This window comes from Sulfurospirillum sp. MES (assembly GCF_000789415.1).
GTDB lineage: Bacteria > Campylobacterota > Campylobacteria > Campylobacterales > Sulfurospirillaceae > Sulfurospirillum > Sulfurospirillum cavolei.
In genome coordinates this window covers 61,336-76,132 of sequence record NZ_JSEC01000009.1, presented here as the reverse complement: position 1 = coordinate 76,132, position 14,797 = coordinate 61,336, and the positions used below count along the sequence as shown (strand labels likewise).

Annotated in this window: 19 protein-coding genes; 5 read left to right on the top strand and 14 right to left on the bottom strand. The window is 45.6% G+C overall.

The features are described 5' to 3' along the window. Positions 1-95: 95 nt before the first annotated feature. Complete coding sequence (locus OA34_RS10830) at positions 96-1,067, bottom strand: hypothetical protein (protein ID WP_039675234.1); 972 nt, start codon at positions 1,065-1,067, stop codon at positions 96-98. A gap of 145 nt (positions 1,068-1,212) precedes the next feature. Between OA34_RS10830 and OA34_RS10825 the strand changes: the two genes are divergently transcribed. Together OA34_RS10825 and OA34_RS10820 are read left to right on the top strand one after the other, a co-directional pair. Beyond that, positions 1,213-1,440: a ribbon-helix-helix domain-containing protein gene (locus OA34_RS10825; protein WP_039675233.1), complete on the top strand. Its 228-nt coding sequence runs from the start codon at positions 1,213-1,215 to the stop codon at positions 1,438-1,440. After that, positions 1,427-1,768 (top strand): type II toxin-antitoxin system PemK/MazF family toxin, encoded by a 342-nt coding sequence (locus tag OA34_RS10820; RefSeq protein WP_039675231.1) that lies wholly within the window; start codon positions 1,427-1,429, stop codon positions 1,766-1,768. The genes OA34_RS10825 and OA34_RS10820 overlap by 14 nt, the downstream gene beginning before the upstream one ends. 53 nt (positions 1,769-1,821) lie before the next feature. Here OA34_RS10820 and metE read toward each other — a convergent pair whose 3' ends face one another. Continuing rightward, positions 1,822-4,017 carry a 5-methyltetrahydropteroyltriglutamate--homocysteine S-methyltransferase gene (gene metE, locus OA34_RS10815; RefSeq protein WP_039675229.1) on the bottom strand — a complete coding sequence of 732 codons (2,196 nt, stop codon included), beginning with the start codon at positions 4,015-4,017 and terminating at the stop codon, positions 1,822-1,824. 44 nt (positions 4,018-4,061) lie between these two features. After that, complete coding sequence (locus OA34_RS10810; RefSeq protein WP_039675227.1) at positions 4,062-4,445, bottom strand: hypothetical protein; 384 nt, start codon at positions 4,443-4,445, stop codon at positions 4,062-4,064. A 107-nt stretch (positions 4,446-4,552) separates the two neighbouring features. Here OA34_RS10810 and htpX point away from each other — a divergent pair, with 107 nt between their 5' ends. Together htpX and OA34_RS10800 are read left to right on the top strand one after the other, a co-directional pair. Beyond that, on the top strand, positions 4,553-5,407 hold the full coding sequence (gene htpX / locus OA34_RS10805) for a zinc metalloprotease HtpX (protein WP_039675248.1): 855 nt from the start codon (positions 4,553-4,555) through the stop codon (positions 5,405-5,407). Between the two features lie 22 nt (positions 5,408-5,429). Further along, a complete protein-coding gene (locus OA34_RS10800) occupies positions 5,430-5,810 on the top strand; it encodes a cupin domain-containing protein (protein ID WP_041962565.1) in 381 nt (126 codons plus the stop codon). Between the two features lie 26 nt (positions 5,811-5,836). Here the strand turns inward: OA34_RS10800 and OA34_RS10795 are convergent, their stop codons facing one another. Next, entirely contained in the window at positions 5,837-6,370 is a 534-nt protein-coding gene (locus OA34_RS10795) for an RBBP9/YdeN family alpha/beta hydrolase (RefSeq protein ID WP_039675225.1), read from the bottom strand. Positions 6,371-6,511: 141 nt separating this feature from the next. Between OA34_RS10795 and OA34_RS10790 the strand changes: the two genes are divergently transcribed. Further along, positions 6,512-7,060 (top strand): isochorismatase family protein, encoded by a 549-nt coding sequence (locus OA34_RS10790; protein WP_039675223.1) that lies wholly within the window; start codon positions 6,512-6,514, stop codon positions 7,058-7,060. Between the two features lie 9 nt (positions 7,061-7,069). Here OA34_RS10790 and OA34_RS10785 read toward each other — a convergent pair whose 3' ends face one another. From OA34_RS10785 to lepB, 10 genes are all read right to left on the bottom strand, one after another. Next, positions 7,070-7,909: a CheR family methyltransferase gene (locus tag OA34_RS10785; RefSeq protein WP_039675221.1), complete on the bottom strand. Its 840-nt coding sequence runs from the start codon at positions 7,907-7,909 to the stop codon at positions 7,070-7,072. Continuing rightward, on the bottom strand, positions 7,909-8,484 hold the full coding sequence (locus OA34_RS10780; RefSeq protein WP_039675219.1) for a CheB methylesterase domain-containing protein: 576 nt from the start codon (positions 8,482-8,484) through the stop codon (positions 7,909-7,911). Before OA34_RS10780 ends, OA34_RS10785 begins: the two co-directional genes overlap by 1 nt. An 8-nt stretch (positions 8,485-8,492) precedes the next feature. Further along, on the bottom strand, positions 8,493-9,944 hold the full coding sequence (locus OA34_RS10775) for a leucyl aminopeptidase (RefSeq protein ID WP_039675217.1): 1,452 nt from the start codon (positions 9,942-9,944) through the stop codon (positions 8,493-8,495). Next, entirely contained in the window at positions 9,934-10,623 is a 690-nt protein-coding gene (locus OA34_RS10770; protein WP_039675215.1) for a DedA family protein, read from the bottom strand. Before OA34_RS10770 ends, OA34_RS10775 begins: the two co-directional genes overlap by 11 nt. Positions 10,624-10,627: 4 nt before the next feature. Further along, a complete protein-coding gene (gene trpB, locus OA34_RS10765) occupies positions 10,628-11,833 on the bottom strand; it encodes a tryptophan synthase subunit beta (RefSeq protein WP_039675213.1) in 1,206 nt (401 codons plus the stop codon). A gap of 1 nt (position 11,834) precedes the next feature. Continuing rightward, a complete protein-coding gene (locus OA34_RS10760) occupies positions 11,835-12,383 on the bottom strand; it encodes an adenine phosphoribosyltransferase (protein WP_039675211.1) in 549 nt (182 codons plus the stop codon). A 61-nt stretch (positions 12,384-12,444) separates the two neighbouring features. Beyond that, a complete protein-coding gene (locus OA34_RS10755) occupies positions 12,445-12,777 on the bottom strand; it encodes a membrane protein (RefSeq protein WP_039675209.1) in 333 nt (110 codons plus the stop codon). Beyond that, positions 12,767-13,207: a ribose 5-phosphate isomerase B gene (rpiB, locus tag OA34_RS10750; RefSeq protein WP_039675207.1), complete on the bottom strand. Its 441-nt coding sequence runs from the start codon at positions 13,205-13,207 to the stop codon at positions 12,767-12,769. The genes OA34_RS10755 and rpiB overlap by 11 nt, the downstream gene beginning before the upstream one ends. Positions 13,208-13,310: 103 nt before the next feature. Further along, entirely contained in the window at positions 13,311-13,964 is a 654-nt protein-coding gene (locus OA34_RS10745) for a site-2 protease family protein (RefSeq protein ID WP_039675205.1), read from the bottom strand. Continuing rightward, positions 13,964-14,794 carry a signal peptidase I gene (gene lepB, locus OA34_RS10740; protein ID WP_039675203.1) on the bottom strand — a complete coding sequence of 277 codons (831 nt, stop codon included), beginning with the start codon at positions 14,792-14,794 and terminating at the stop codon, positions 13,964-13,966. Before lepB ends, OA34_RS10745 begins: the two co-directional genes overlap by 1 nt. Positions 14,795-14,797: the final 3 nt, after the last annotated feature.

Sequence of the window (14,797 nt, the reverse complement as noted above, 5' to 3'; positions counted from 1 at the left end):
GAATTGTCCATGCCCATAAAAAAGCTCCGTATAATCGTGTTTTAGTCGACTAAATTATACTTAAAAGTGCCTATTTATGGGCTTTTATAGATCGATTAATCTTTGAAATCTATGTGCGAAAGTTGAGGTTTTAATACATCATGTCCCGTCAAAAGATTTTTAGCAAGAAGTGATTTTTGTCTGTACTCTTGAGAAAGTCTTTTGTATTGAAAATAGATTTTTAAACAAACGCCTGAAACCGTAGCAAAAAAAGCAATGAGCCCAATTTTAGAGAAAATAGGGCTTAGTGCATAAATAGAATTAACAAAACCGTCATGGAAAATATCTTTCATTTCAGTACTTGGTACTAATGGGCAAAAGTTGTGATAACGTAGGACACAAAAAATACCGATGAATGACACAATGGCTAAGGCTTGCCAAGCAAAACCCGTCCAAAAATACCTGCTTTGTAATTTGCTATATTCTTTAGATAACGTATCTGAAAACTCTATAGTTTTTGTTTTTTGTGCTTTGTCTAAAGCTTCTTTTGCAAGGGTTAAGGTTGTTGCCGCCTCTGTCGTAAGCGTTTCAATAGGTGCTAAATCTTCGAATCTTTTTTCTAAATTTTTTAAGCCTGTATGATAATCTCTGAAATTATCGGTTCTTGTTTGCGTTTCTTCTTCTATTTTGGCAGATAATGCTTTGATAGTTTGTTCTATTTGATTGTAATTGAGCGCTTTTTCTGAAAGAATATTTTTTATACTTAAACGAGCATTTTCTGGCTTACTCTCAAGTTCATTTAAGGCAGTTAATAAAGAGTCTTTTGTTGTCGTAAATTGTGCTTGACGGGATGATGCTTCTGGTACGGCAATAAATAATTTAATTGCACTATTGAAAGCATGAATTTGGGCTAAAATAATTGATTGTTTTGTTTCGTCCAATTTAGAAAAATCTATTTCTCTAATTTTCTCAAAAAGTTTATTTGTCTCTTCTAAAAAACTTGCATCAAAATGAGGTACGATTGCCGCTAAGCAAGTCTCTTTGAGATTTAATAATTCTTGCACACCATTTTGTAATTTTTCATTCATATGTGCCCCTAATCTTCAAGAATTTACATTAAGGCTTATTATACATCATTTGGTGGGGTGGTAAGTCAATGTGTAATTTAATAAATACTGCTTCTTTAAAATGGAGTATGCTATAATACTGTATTACAAACTACAAGGAGACACCATGACGGCGACGGTACGGCTTGATGAAGCTCTAGAAATAAAGCTTGAGCGCATCGCTAAAACCTTGCGTAAGAAAAAAAGTGATGTCATACGTGATGCGATAGAATTTTATGCTACTAATGTTGAATCGGAAAAAAAATCACGCATACGTTTAGCGGTTGAAAAAACAAAAGAGGCAGACAAAGCCGTCTATGAGAGCATTGAAGGAACGTTGAATGACGGTCTGTAAGGGCGATATATGGCTTGTGAACCTCAATCCAATTAAGAAAAATAATGAAATGGGGAAGATAAGACCTGCGGTTGTGTTTCAAAACGATGAGTTGAACCAAAGCGAGTACCCAACCACCATTATTTTCCCACTGAGCACCTCACTGATTGATGATGCCGAACCCATTCGTATGCGCATTGCTAAAAGAGAACTGTTGGAGCAAGATTCAGATGTGGTTGTTACGCAAATACGAGCCATTGACAATGAGCGTTTCATCCAAAAACTAGCAACATTAACGCCCCAAGAGCTTCAAAAATTAAGAGAACTCTTTGAGGAAGTTACGCTTTAAAAGCCTGACATGTAAAGCAGACGCAAGGAGACAATTCCCCTTGCGGTTGATCTTTATCGAAATGCTTTGACCGCTTCGACCATGTTTTTAAGTGCGGCTTTCGTCTCTTCCCAGCCTCTGGTTTTGAGCCCGCAATCGGGGTTGATCCAGAGTTGTTCTTTGGGGAAAACTTCGAGTACCGCTTTGATTTGCGTTGTGATCTCTTCAACGCTTGGAACGCGAGGCGAGTGGATGTCATACACGCCCGGTCCGATTTGTGCCCTATAGCCTACGTTTTGGAAGACTTTGAGAAGCGTATTGCCGCTGCGTGCCGTTTCGATGGTGATGACGTCCGCATCGAGACGCTCGATGGTGTGAATGATGTCGTTAAAGTTGCTGTAACACATATGCGTATGGATTTGCGTTTGATCCCATGCGCTGGAAACGCTCGCTTTAAAACTCTCGACCGCCCAATCTTCATACGCTTTGATTTTTTCGGTACGTAGCGGATATCCCTCTTTAAATGCCGCTTCATCGACTTGAATGATACGAATATCGCTTCGTTGCAGATCGTCGATCTCATCGCTAATCGCACGTGCGACTTCGTAGGCGACGTCGCTTTTGGGGATGTCGTTACGCACGAACGACCAGTTGAGAATCGTCACGGGACCCGTGAGCATACCTTTAAGCGGTTTATCGCTTAGGATTTGGGCATACGTGATCCATGAAAGCGTCATCGGCGCTTTTCGTTTAACGCTTCCGTAAAGCAAAGGAGGTTTAACGCAACGGCTACCGTAACTTTGCACCCAACCGTGTGTACTAAAGGCAAAACCCTCTAACAATTCGCCGAAGTATTCGACCATATCGTTGCGTTCAAACTCGCCGTGTACCAAAACGTCGAGTCCTAGCTCTTCTTGAAGTCGCACGCACGCCTCAATGGCTTTTTGAAGTTCGCTTTCATAGGCTTCTTGGGAGAGTTCTCCTTTTTTGAACGAGGCACGCAACGATCGAATCTCTTGGGTTTGCGGAAACGAGCCGATCGTCGTCGTGGGCAAAAGTGGAAGACCTAATTGCTTCTCTTGTACGATACGGCGTTGTGCATACGCGGAGCGTTTCGGGAAGAACGGGCGTTGCGGCATTTGGGGAGCAGGAGCGTTAGAGGTATCGTTTTTGATGAAAACACCGACGTCAAAATGCGCGCGTAACGACTCTAATTCCGAGAGTTTTTCGATGGCAAAGCTGAGTTTATCTTTGACTTCAAGCGGAAGTTTCGTTTCGCTTTGAAGCGAATAGGGTACATGTAAAAGCGAGCAAGAAGTGGAGAGGATGGTCTGCTCTTTGGAAAGGTATTGGCTGATGCGTTTTAAGAGCTCAAGCGAAGCATTTAGGTCGTTTCTCCAAACGTTGCGCCCGTCGATAAGCCCTGCAATAAGATATTTGTCGCCGAAATGCGAAAGCACGTCAAGGTTCTCTTTACCGTAAACAAAATCCAGACCGATCGCCCAAATCGGCGTTGTGACCAAGACGTCGACCGCTTCTTTGGCATGATCGAAGTAGGTCACGACGCTGATTTTGAGCGACGGGGAGACCTTGCCTAAGCGATCGTATGCCCGTTTGAGTAAGCTGAGGTAACGAGGCTCTAAGGTTTTGACGAAAATCGGTTCATCGCATTGGATTAGAAGCGTCGCATCAAGCGTGCTTAAGAAGGAAAAGAGCTCTTCATACGTCTCTAAAAGCGCGTCAAATAAACCAAAAGCGTCGGTAGCGTCTTGCATACGGGAGAGGGCTAGAAACGTGATCGGTCCGATCAGATTGATCTTAGGCGATAATCCTAAGGCTTTCGCTTCGGCATATTCTTCTTCTATTTTACGCGTATCGAGTTTAAATCGCGTCGTCGTTTCGAGTTCGGGAACGATGTAATGGTAATTGGTGTTAAACCATTTGGTCATCTCCATCGCTTGATGCGTCGCGTCGCCGCGTGCCATAGCAAAATAACGTTTGATCGGATCTTCGATGTCTAAAAAGCGTTTGGGGATTGCACCCAAAAGAACGCTCGTGTCAAGCATGAGGTCGTAATAGCTAAAATCGTTGCATGCGATAAAGTCGATCGCACAATTTTTTTGCGCGCGCCAGTGTTTGGCGCGAAGGGATTTTGCGAGTGTTTGCACTTCGCTAAAGGGTATTTTGCGTGCCCAAAAAGCCTCTAGGGCAAATTTGAGTTCTCGGTTTTCTCCGATGCGAGGAAAACCCGTAACGTACGTTTGTGACATGTTTGTATTTCCTTTTTACGATTCAAGTATAAAGCCGTAAACGATCACGGCACAGAAGGCGAAAAATGTGACGGTGTAAAAAGAAAAGAGGGTGGATGGACGCCGGTACGGCGGAAGCTAAAATAGCGGCAATTACAGTTGCATTTACGTCGTTTTCGAGCACGCTTGATGGCAGAGTGTGCGCGTGAAGCAAAAAGTCGACTGCATTTACAACGTCTTGGACGGTAGGAAGAGATGAGGAGTAACAGATCAGGGCTTAAGGGCGGCGGATCGTCTTCGTTCGTTTCGTGTTCGTCCGTGTCGCTCAAAAGACGGGCGGTGTGGCGTAGGCGTACGTGTCGGCGTTTGGTTTTTTGCTCAATAGCGGATGCTTGAATGGAAGAGAGCGTAAAATAGCCTTTTTTGCCAAAACCTAACGGTAATTTCACCTAGAGACCTTCAATACGATGGCGTATTATAGCACAACGCTTAACATGTAAAAACTATTTACCAATCTTGGGTAAAATAAAACGATTATCTTTGAAGGAGTGACATGATGGAAACGGTCAAAACCGTCGTATTATTGACGTTAATGAGCTTAGTGTTCGTATGGGTCGGCGGTATGATGGGAGGAACGCAAGGTATGTTGATTGCGCTCGTGTTGGCGGGTGCTATGAACTTCGTGAGTTATTTTTATTCCGATACCTTGGTGCTGCGTCATTACAATGCCGTCGAAGTTTCGCGCGCACAAGCCGGCGGTCTGTACGCTATCGTCGAGCGATTGGCACGAAAAGCCGCTCTGCCGATGCCCAAAGTGTACATCATTCCCGAATCCGTCCCCAATGCGTTTGCGACGGGTCGTAACCCTCAAAATGCCGCCGTTGCGGTTACGGAGGGACTTTTAGAGCTTTTAGACGATGAAGAAGTGGAAGCGGTTTTGGCGCACGAGCTTAGCCACGTTCGCCACTACGATATTCTGATCGGTACGATTGCGGCGACGATTGCCGGAGCGATCGGAATGATCGCCAATATGATGCAATTTGGTGCGATGTTTGGAGTCGGCGATAGGGAAAATCGTCCCAATCCTATCGTGATGATCGTCTTAGCGATTATCCTCCCTTTGGCGGCGGCGGTCATTCAAATGGCGATCAGCCGCAATCGCGAATACATGGCGGACGAAGGTGCGGCGCGTATAACGCGACATCCCGAATGGCTTCAAAGTGCTCTTGCAAAACTCTCCGGTTACAATGCGCGAGGTACGATGCACGATGCGACGCCGGAGAGTGCTCATATGTTTATCGTGAACCCTTTTTCGGGTAAAAATATCTCGTTTGCTTCGCTTTTTTCGACACACCCGAGTACGGAAGATCGAATCGCAAGGTTGGAAGAGTTAAAATTAGAGTTACGTTAATCTTACATGTAAAGGCAAACAGATGAAAAAAGCTTTAAATGAAATCCCCAGCACGCCGCTTCAATCAGGCGAAGGAGCGAGTATGCAGATGCTCATCTCCCCCGAAGTCGCACCCCATTTTGCGATGCGAAAGTTCGTGATCAAAAAAGGCGGACATATGCCCTATCATACCAACGAAGTCGAGCACGAACAGTACGTTTTAAAAGGTAAAGCGCAAGTGCGCTTGGGCGAAGAGCTTTTCATCGCCGAAAAGGACGACGTGTTGTTTATTCCCGCGGGCGTGGCGCATTCGTACGACGTAATCGGCGAAGAAGATTACGAATTTTTATGCTTGGTTCCTAATCTTGAAGACAAAATCGAGATGGTCAAACGCAAAAAAGGCGGCTGTCACCAAGAGTGTTAGCAAGCCCTTCAACAAGGGCTTTATGCTTACATGTGAAGCAGACTTTGCAGGTACGCATACCCTTCTTCCCATGCGCCGAGATTGCTTTGGGTATTGATGTGACCTCGTTTGCCAAGATCGATCAGTTTGCTTCCCCATGCATCGCTGAGGCGTCTACTGTACGCCATCGTTGCGTAAGGATCGTCGCTACTGGCAAGAACGATGCTTGGAAAATCAAAACGCATCATCGGCGTTTGTGCAAAGCCTTGAGCACTTTTAGGAAAAATCGCTTCTTCAGGATTAGGCGGTGCAACGATCAATGCGCCTTTAATCGGCGTATGCGCTTTGCTTGCCCAGTGTGCAAGCACCAAACACGCGATGCTGTGTGCGACTAAAACAACGGGTTTTTCGCATTTTTGGAGCGTTTGTTCGAGTTGTTCCGCCCATTCGGAAGCAATCGGCTCTTCCCAGTCGCGCTGTTCGACGCGAAAAAAATCGGGGTTGGCTTTTTCCCAATGCGTTTGCCAGTGCGTTTCACCGGAGCCTTGGTAGCCGGGTAGAATGAGTACGGAGGGTTTCATAGCGTCCCTTATGCGTGAAAAGAATTAGGTTTCTTTCATTACCTCTCAACGTTTTTGCTTGCGGGTCATGAAAGAAGTCTGAAGACGATTATACGAAAGAGGGCTTAGGGTATTCTAAAAAAGTTCACCGAAGGAGGACGTATGCGACCGAAGGTCAATACCGCGTGTTTGATGCTAGTAGACGTACAAGAGAAGCTTTTTTACCGTATAGAAGGACATTCACGTATCGAACAACGCTTGTGTACGTTGGTTCAGGGCTTGCAATGTTTATCGGTACCGATCGTTTGCAACCAACAATACACCCAAGGGCTCGGCGAGACGATCGCTTCGTTGAAAGTGCTCTTAGGAGACGGAGAGGTTTACGAGAAAAAGAGTTTTAGTTGTTGCCAAAATCCAAACGTGACCGAAACGCTGAGAGCTTACGAAACGCAAAGCGTCATCGTTGCGGGAGTGGAAGCGCACGTGTGTGTTTTACAAACGGCATTGGATCTGAAAGAAAGAGGATTTGACGTGATCGTATGTACCGACGCAGTGGGTTCTCGTTACGGGTACGATTGTGAGACGGCGTTGCGGCGTATGGAACAAGAAGGAATTTTTCTTGCGACCGTCGAGTCGATCCTTTTTGAACTCTTAGGCACAGCAGAACATGCCGAGTTTAAAGCGATCAGTCGCTTGGTAAAAGAGCGTTAAAAAAGGAGCTTAACCTTTTTTAACGTAGTACGAAAGCCTGTTTTCGGTATATTTGGTAAAAAATCGGTTTTCGGGAATAATATCGGCATGCCCTAAAAAGAGCTTGCCTTCACTCTTCAAAAGCGACGCGAAACGCTCGATCGTTTTGAGACGAAAGTCGTCGTCGAAATAGATGAGCATATTGCGCGAAAAGATAATGTCGAAATTTCCGAGTGCTAAAAAGTCATGCTCGAAGATATTGACCTTCTTAAAATCGACCGAAGTAAAATAGGTCGATTTGACTTTATAAGAACGCTCGTCTTTGATGAAATAACGCTCTTTGAGCCGCTCGTCGAGTTTGTGTAACGAACGTTCCGAAAACGAGGCATTCTTAGCTTTATCGATCGCTTCGGAGTTAATGTCGATTCCCGTGATGCTAAAATCATTGGGCATGCGACCTCTTTCTTGCAACATCATCGAAAGCGAATAGACTTCTTCTCCCGAAGCGCAAGGCGCGCATAAAATTTTAACATGCGGAATCCGCAATGCAAAGGTAATCGCCAACTCGAGCTGGCTCTCCTCACGGTAAAAATAGGTTTCGTTAACCGTGACCAAATCGATCAACTCTTGGCGTAACGCCTTATCGTGTTGAAGCGTTTCGAAAAGTTTGCGAAAGCTGTAAATCTCTTTTCGTTCGCAAAAAAGACGCAACTTCGTCTCGATAATACTGTTTTTGGCAAAAAGATCGACGCCGATTTCTCGTTTAATGTAGTGCAATAGGTCGTTTAATCCGAGGGCGTTGAAAACTTCAGGCTCTTTAGAAAGCGTTTGCGGCGAGGTCGGTTCTTGTTTTCGATTCCAGAAGAACATTACGGTGCTCCGAATTGATTGATCGAGACGATAATATCGTCTAAAGGCTTAGAACTAATTTGCGGGTTGATCTCCACCGCACGTTTAGGCATACCGTAAACGATCGCGGTTTTTTCGCTCTCGGCGATACAGCGTGCCCCTTTTTTTTGCAGTTCGCTCAAGCCAAACGCGCCGTCATGCCCGATACCGGTCAATAAAACCGCTAAAATATCGGCATCTTCGACGCATGAAAGAGCGGAAAGAAAAAGCGTATCGATGCTCGGATTGTACGGCGTATCGCCTTGTTCGACCGGTTCGGCTCTTAAGGTATTGGCATTGGGTTCGCTTTTAACGCGGGCGTGTCCGGCGCAGATGTAAATATGCCCGTTCGTTAAAAGCGTACGCGCGTCTAGCGTGTGTACGGGAAAAGCGAGTTCCGTCTGAAATTGATTGATAAAACTCGGAATAAACGTACTGTTCATATGTTGCGCAATTAAAATAATGCCGTTAAAAGAGGAGGGAAGCGAGGATAAAATCTTTTTCAGATGTCCGGGACCTCCGGTGGAAGCCCCGATTAAGATGAGTTTAGGTTTCATCTGCGGTACTATTTTTTAGCTTCTTCAAGCATCCAATAGAGATTCATTCGCACGCCCGCACCCGTTGCACCCGATTGGTTATAGCCCCACGCTTTTTCCAAATACGCAGGTCCCGCAATATCCAAATGAAGCCATTTGTCTTTATACGCCTCTTCGATAAAGTTGTCTAAAAACAATCCCGCGGTAATCGCACCGCCGTAACGGCTAGAGCTGATGTTTGACATGTCGGCAACCGAACTTTTCAAAAGCTTCTTAAGGTATTTGTTAAAGGGAAGCATACCGCTGAGTTCACCGCTTTTATCGGCGGCTTTTTGCATGGAGTGTTTAAGAGCGCTATCGTGTCCCATGATACCGGTCGTGTATTCGCCCAACGCTACGACGCAAGCACCCGTGAGGGTTGCCATATCGACCAAAAGATCGGGTTTGAGTTCTTGTGCGTAACACAAACAATCTGCCAAAACCAAGCGCCCTTCGGCATCGGTGTTGCGAACTTCGATGGTTTTACCGTTTTTAGCGACCAAAACGTCGTCGGGTTTATAGGCGTCGCCTCCGATCATATTTTCGGTTGCTCCGATGATCGCGTGAACTTCAAACGGCAATTCGAGTTCCGCCGCCGCTTTCAAAATCGACATCACCGCCGCGCCGCCGCTTTTATCGGCTTTCATCGTCACCATATGCTCGCTGGGCTTTAAGCTCAGTCCGCCGCTATCGTACGTCAATCCTTTACCGACGTAAACCAAACGTTTTTTAGGCGCTTTGGGCATATACGTCAGGTGGATCAAACGCGGTGGATGGACGCTTGCGCGATTGACCGCTAAAAAAGCGTTCATGCCTTGTTCTTTCAAAAAGGTCTCGTCCATAACCTTACATGTCACGTTTGGAAGCGACGTGAGGGTTTGAGCAAGTTTCGCTAAGGCGATGGGCGTCATGTCAAAAGGCGTCGTGTTGACGATCGCTTTGGCAAAGTTCGTCGCTTCTGCGATAAGCGTTCCTTCTTTCAGTGCTTTGCTCGCCGTCTCTACGGAGACGTCGGTACGCGAATAATCTTCGAGGCATATCAAAACGCTTTCTAAGGTCGAGGACTCTTTTTTGCTTTTATACTGATCGAAAACATAGCTTCCAAGCATCAATCCCTCGGCAAGGGCTTTGACGTTCATACCGGGGCAATCGGAAGAATACGTTCCGATAGAGACGGATTTGACGTTGGTTTTTTTCAAGGCTTCCAACGCTTTTGCCGCACTCAAACGAATATCTTCGGCATCCAAACTGTCGCAACCGACGTAAAGAATCCGAGAAGCGGCAACGAAGAGCGTCTCTTCGCTTTCGCCTTTGAATCCTAACAGTTCAAAACTCTCTTTATCGCGAATCCATCGGTGATCAAATGCTTTTGCGACAACGAAAACGACTTTAACGTCGCTTGTCGAATCAAATAATTTTTGGTTTAGAATATTAACGTGCATGTTTTTCCTTAAAGGTTTTATCCGTCATTTTATGAAAATAGTAGTAGATACTTCCGCCGATTAGTCCGGCAAGAGGAAGTGCAAAATACCAATGTGCTTTTGCCCAGTGTATGACGATCAAAATTTCGTCGCCGAAATACCAAGCGGGCAAAATCGTAAATGCGCCCCAACACCATGCCGACATAAGATTGATAAAGGCAAAGGTTTTGGCATCGTAACGCGTTAAGCCGATCGAGATCGGAATAATCGTACGCAATCCGTACATGTAACGTTGTGCGAAGATAATCGGCCAGCCGTATTTTTTGAGTAAAAGATGCGCGAGCGCCAACTTTCGACGTTGACCTTTGAGTTTCATATGGACGTATTTTTTATTAAAACGACCGATGTAAAAATAGACCTGATCTCCGGCAAAACCGCCGAGTCCCGCCACGAAAATCGCGATAAAGAGATTCATATCGCCCGTATGGGACAAAAGCCCCGCCATAATCAAGCCGCTTTCGCCCTCCAACATACTCCATACAAAAAGGATAATGTATCCGTAAGCTTTCATCAAATAAATAAACTTATTTTCCAGTCCTTCCGCCGGTGCTTGATAAAGCACGTAAGCTAAGGTTACAAGGGCTACGACCATGAGAAGCGTAAAAAGCTTTCCGGTATGTTTTCCGATCGTATGCATCATGCCCTTATCCTATGTTTAAAATTGATTTGGCTTGCACCATATCTTTATCGCCGCGACCGGAAAGATTGACGATAACGATCTTGTTTTTAATCTCATCTTTAGGGATTTTTTTCAAATAGGCAATGGCATGCGCGCTCTCAAACGCCGGAATAATTCCCTCTTTGCGCGATAGCCAGACGAACGCATCGAGTGCCTCTTGATCGGTAATGTTTTCATAAATCGCCGCACCTTGTTCTTTGAGGTAAGCATGCTCAGGTCCGATACCGGGATAGTCCAAGCCGGCGGAGATCGAATGTGCCTCTAAAATCTGTCCGTCGTCGTCTTGCAACAGATAACTCATCTGTCCGTGAAGCACGCCCGGACTTCCTTTGGCAAGCGAACAACCGTGTTTATCGGTTTCGATACCCAAACCTCCGGCTTCGATACCGATGCATTTCACGCCTTCTTCGCCTAAAAAGTGGCTGAAAATCCCCATAGCGTTGCTTCCTCCGCCGATACAGGCAATGACGTAATCGGGAAGACTTTTCTCTTTGACCAAAATTTGCGCTTTGGCTTCGTAACCGATGATCGCTTGAAAGTCGCGTACCATCATCGGGTACGGATGCGGGCCTGCGACGGTACCGATAATATAAAACGTATCGCGCGCATGCGTCACCCAGTAGCGAATGGCCTCGTTCATCGCATCTTTAAGCGTACGGCTTCCGCTTTTGACGCTGTGGACTTTAGCACCTAAAAGCTTCATACGAAAGACGTTGAGTTCTTGACGTTCAACGTCTTTTTCTCCCATAAAAACTTCGCATTCCAAGCCTAAAAGTGCCGCAATCGTCGCCGTAGCAACGCCGTGTTGACCGGCACCCGTTTCGGCGATAACGCGCTTTTTGCCCATCTTCTTCGCAATCAAGCCTTGTGCCACGGTATTATTGATCTTGTGTGCGCCCGTATGATTGAGATCTTCGCGTTTAAGGTAAATTTTTGCGCCCAGTTCATGCGAAATATTTTTGGCAAAAAAGAGTGCGGAAGGACGTCCGACGTATTCGTTCAGACAGTGGTTGACTTCTGTCCAAAAGTGTTCGTCAAAGCGGAGTTTGCGATACTCTTTTTCCAAATCGATCAAGATAGGCATTAAGGTTTCGGGAACGTAGCGTCCTCCGAAAATCCCGAAGTGTCCGTTTGCGTCCGGATCAAATTTTGAAGCGCGTGGAATGTACATGTTACACCTCTAACACGGAATAGACGGAGGTCATTTTCTTAATGTCCAAATCGCCTTGTAAAAACGTCAAGTTCATCACAAAGCATGCTTCGACGCAGGTCGCTCCTGCTTTGGTAATCAGTTTGACCGCGGCGGTTGCCGTGCCTCCGGTAGCGATCAAATCATCAATCAGCAAGACACGCGGATTGGCAACGCCGCTAAAAGCGTCGATGTGAATCGAAACTTCGTCCACGCCGTACTCTAACGAGTATTTCTCGCTAATAGTAGTATAGGGAAGTTTGCCCGGTTTTCGAATCGGAACGAAACGCGTGCGAAGGCGTGCCGCTAACGCCGCACCGAAAATAAAGCCTCGGCTTTCGATACCGGCGATGTAGTCGATTTGTTGGTTTTCGTATCGACTGGCAAGATGATCCATAAGGAGATTAAAAGCGTTCGTATCGCCTAAAAGCGTCGTAATATCTTTGAATTTAATACCGGGTTTGGGAAAATCCTCGATTTCGCGGATGGACTGAAGAAGAAATGTTTTATCGTTCTCGTTTAAAAGATGCATCAACGGCCTTTATAGAATTTTTTAAATTGAGATACAAAGCAAATCGACCGACGTAGCGTAGTTACAACAACGCCTCGATTTTGCCCTCTAGCTCTTTGATATGTTGGCGAAGCTTATCGCCTTCCATACGGTATTGACTGTTACGGGTTCGTAAGGATTTGAGATCGTTTTTCACCTTTTTGAGCTCATCGCTTAAAATATCGATATTGCCCAAAGAGCGTTGAAGCTGGACTTGGTATTTGCGGATGACGACTTCGGCATCGTTGAGGGTTTGTTTAATCACGATATTGCCGCGTTTTTCTTTGCGAAGCAGGGTTTTGTAGTAAAACACCATGACGAGCAAGTAAAGACAAACCGAAAAAAGCGCCGTTGTCAAAACCCATTCAAACGCCATGTGTCAACTCGATCTTTTCAACTCTCTGCGCATGCCTGCCTCCTTCAAAAGAGGTAGCGCACCATGCGTGGAGCATCGACTCGATCACGCCGAGTCCTACGATACGTTGTCCGAAACACAAAACATTGGCGTCGTTATGGGCGCGCGCCATTTGAGCGGTATAGGCGTCATGGCACAATGCGGCGCGAATGCCGACATGTTTATTGGCCGCCAAGCTCATACCGATACCCGATCCGCAGATCAAAATGCCTTGCGTTTGGGGATTTTGTAAGACTTCCGTACACAATGCGTGCGCAAAATCGGGATAATCGACCCTCTCTTGGGAAAAAGGTCCAAGATCGACGATTTCATGCCCCATCGCTGTGAGCATCGCTATAACGTCCGGTTTGATAGCAACGCCCGCATGGTCGGTTGCAATAAAAAATTTCACGTCTATCCTTTAAGAACATAATCGTTTCGATTATAGCACACGCATTATAAAACAGACCTAACAAAGCCCGAATAAAACGGTGTTAGGTCAAAAAAGAAGCACTTTAGTAAAGCCAACTTAAAACGACGCGAATCGGCATAAAAAAGTAAGAAGAAAGCGGTGTCGCGATACAGACGATAAGAATAATCATGCCGTAACGTTCCGTAGATTCGTAGAAGCGTACCAAGGCATTCCAACCGAAAATGCGCCCCAAATAGCTTAGCGCATGCGAACCGTCTAGCGGCGGGATCGGATAGAGGTTGAAAATACCCAAGACGACGTTATAAATCATCGATTGTACGAGAAAATAGACCCAAAAATATTCGACGTAACTGTTGACTTCGCTAATATCGCCTAATTGGCTTAAAACGACGGAAGCAAGGATTGCTAGCGTAAAGTTGTAAGCAATCCCCGCAAGCGAAACGGCAATCGCCGCCTTATAGCCGCCGTTTCGAATGACGCTTGGCATATAAATGGGAACGGGTTTTGCCCAGCCGAACATAAAAGGAGCGTTACTCAAAAACAAAACGGCGGGCACGATGATCGTTCCGACCAAATCGACATGTACAAACGGATTGATGCTCAGTCTTCCCATATGTTTAGCGGTGTCGTCGCCGTAGCGGTACGCTACGTAGCCGTGCATAATTTCATGACCGATAATAGCGATCATCAAGGCTAAAACGACCGCCGCAATTTCGATAAGTTTGATACTCTCCATTAGAAAAGCGTCTCGTCGAATTGGAGGCTATCGACCGATCTTCCGATACGGTTCCACCTTATTTTATAGTCGTCATCCCATGAAAAATAGACAAACCACGGTTTGCCGACGATAAGACTGTAGGGAACGCTACCCCAAAAACGGCTGTCGTTGGAGTGGTCGCGATTGTCTCCGACCATGTAGTAGTGTCCTTTTTCGACTTTGGCGTAAAAAGCGTTGAAATTGCTATAGCCTGCAACCATCGGAAGTTCCGCAACGAGTGCCGGTTTCATCGCCAATTGATTGGCTTTTAGATGCAAAACCATCTGTGCGAACAAATCGACGCCGTCGTCGTAATGAATACCGTGAAACTGCTCTTTATACGGGTTATTGACCCAAAGTTTTCCTGCAATGGTCTTAATTTTATCGGCAGGATAATGCGCTTTAATGTAATCGTCGCCTTCGCTAAAGTGAACGTAAAGGTTCTTGTCCTGAAATAAAATTTCATCATCCTCGCGTGCGACGCAACGTTTGACGTAATGTATTTTAGGGTCTTTGGGATAACGAAAAACAACGATATCGCCGCGCTTTGGACCTTCTGAAGAGACCAAATGCCCGTTACCGTTAAAATCGGGTAAAACGGGCATTTCAAGCCACGGAAGATGCGGAGTAGGAATGCCGTACGAAAATTTCTTGACAAAAAGATGATCGCCGATGAGTAGGGTTTTTTTCATAGAACCGCTGGGAATCACAAAGGCTTGCGCGACGAAAAAAATAACGAATAAAACGATAATAATCGTTCCCGTCCAACTGTTGGAAAAGTGGTAAAATCGATGGATAAAATTTTTCATAAT

Bases quoted from the DNA above. Each gene is read 5' to 3' on its own strand.
- OA34_RS10830 (WP_039675234.1), bottom strand. From the start codon at position 1,067: ATGAATGAAAAATTACAAAATGGTGTGCAAGAATTATTAAATCTCAAA.
- OA34_RS10825 (WP_039675233.1), top strand. From the start codon at position 1,213: ATGACGGCGACGGTACGGCTTGATGAAGCTCTAGAAATAAAGCTTGAG.
- OA34_RS10820 (WP_039675231.1), top strand. From the start codon at position 1,427: ATGACGGTCTGTAAGGGCGATATATGGCTTGTGAACCTCAATCCAATT.
- metE (WP_039675229.1), bottom strand. From the start codon at position 4,017: ATGTCACAAACGTACGTTACGGGTTTTCCTCGCATCGGAGAAAACCGA.
- htpX (WP_039675248.1), top strand. From the start codon at position 4,553: ATGGAAACGGTCAAAACCGTCGTATTATTGACGTTAATGAGCTTAGTG.
- OA34_RS10800 (WP_041962565.1), top strand. From the start codon at position 5,430: ATGAAAAAAGCTTTAAATGAAATCCCCAGCACGCCGCTTCAATCAGGC.
- OA34_RS10795 (WP_039675225.1), bottom strand. From the start codon at position 6,370: ATGAAACCCTCCGTACTCATTCTACCCGGCTACCAAGGCTCCGGTGAA.
- OA34_RS10790 (WP_039675223.1), top strand. From the start codon at position 6,512: ATGCGACCGAAGGTCAATACCGCGTGTTTGATGCTAGTAGACGTACAA.
- OA34_RS10785 (WP_039675221.1), bottom strand. From the start codon at position 7,909: ATGTTCTTCTGGAATCGAAAACAAGAACCGACCTCGCCGCAAACGCTT.
- OA34_RS10780 (WP_039675219.1), bottom strand. From the start codon at position 8,484: ATGAAACCTAAACTCATCTTAATCGGGGCTTCCACCGGAGGTCCCGGA.
- OA34_RS10775 (WP_039675217.1), bottom strand. From the start codon at position 9,944: ATGCACGTTAATATTCTAAACCAAAAATTATTTGATTCGACAAGCGAC.
- OA34_RS10770 (WP_039675215.1), bottom strand. From the start codon at position 10,623: ATGATGCATACGATCGGAAAACATACCGGAAAGCTTTTTACGCTTCTC.
- trpB (WP_039675213.1), bottom strand. From the start codon at position 11,833: ATGTACATTCCACGCGCTTCAAAATTTGATCCGGACGCAAACGGACAC.
- OA34_RS10760 (WP_039675211.1), bottom strand. From the start codon at position 12,383: ATGCATCTTTTAAACGAGAACGATAAAACATTTCTTCTTCAGTCCATC.
- OA34_RS10755 (WP_039675209.1), bottom strand. From the start codon at position 12,777: ATGGCGTTTGAATGGGTTTTGACAACGGCGCTTTTTTCGGTTTGTCTT.
- OA34_RS10745 (WP_039675205.1), bottom strand. From the start codon at position 13,964: ATGGAGAGTATCAAACTTATCGAAATTGCGGCGGTCGTTTTAGCCTTG.
- lepB (WP_039675203.1), bottom strand. From the start codon at position 14,794: ATGAAAAATTTTATCCATCGATTTTACCACTTTTCCAACAGTTGGACG.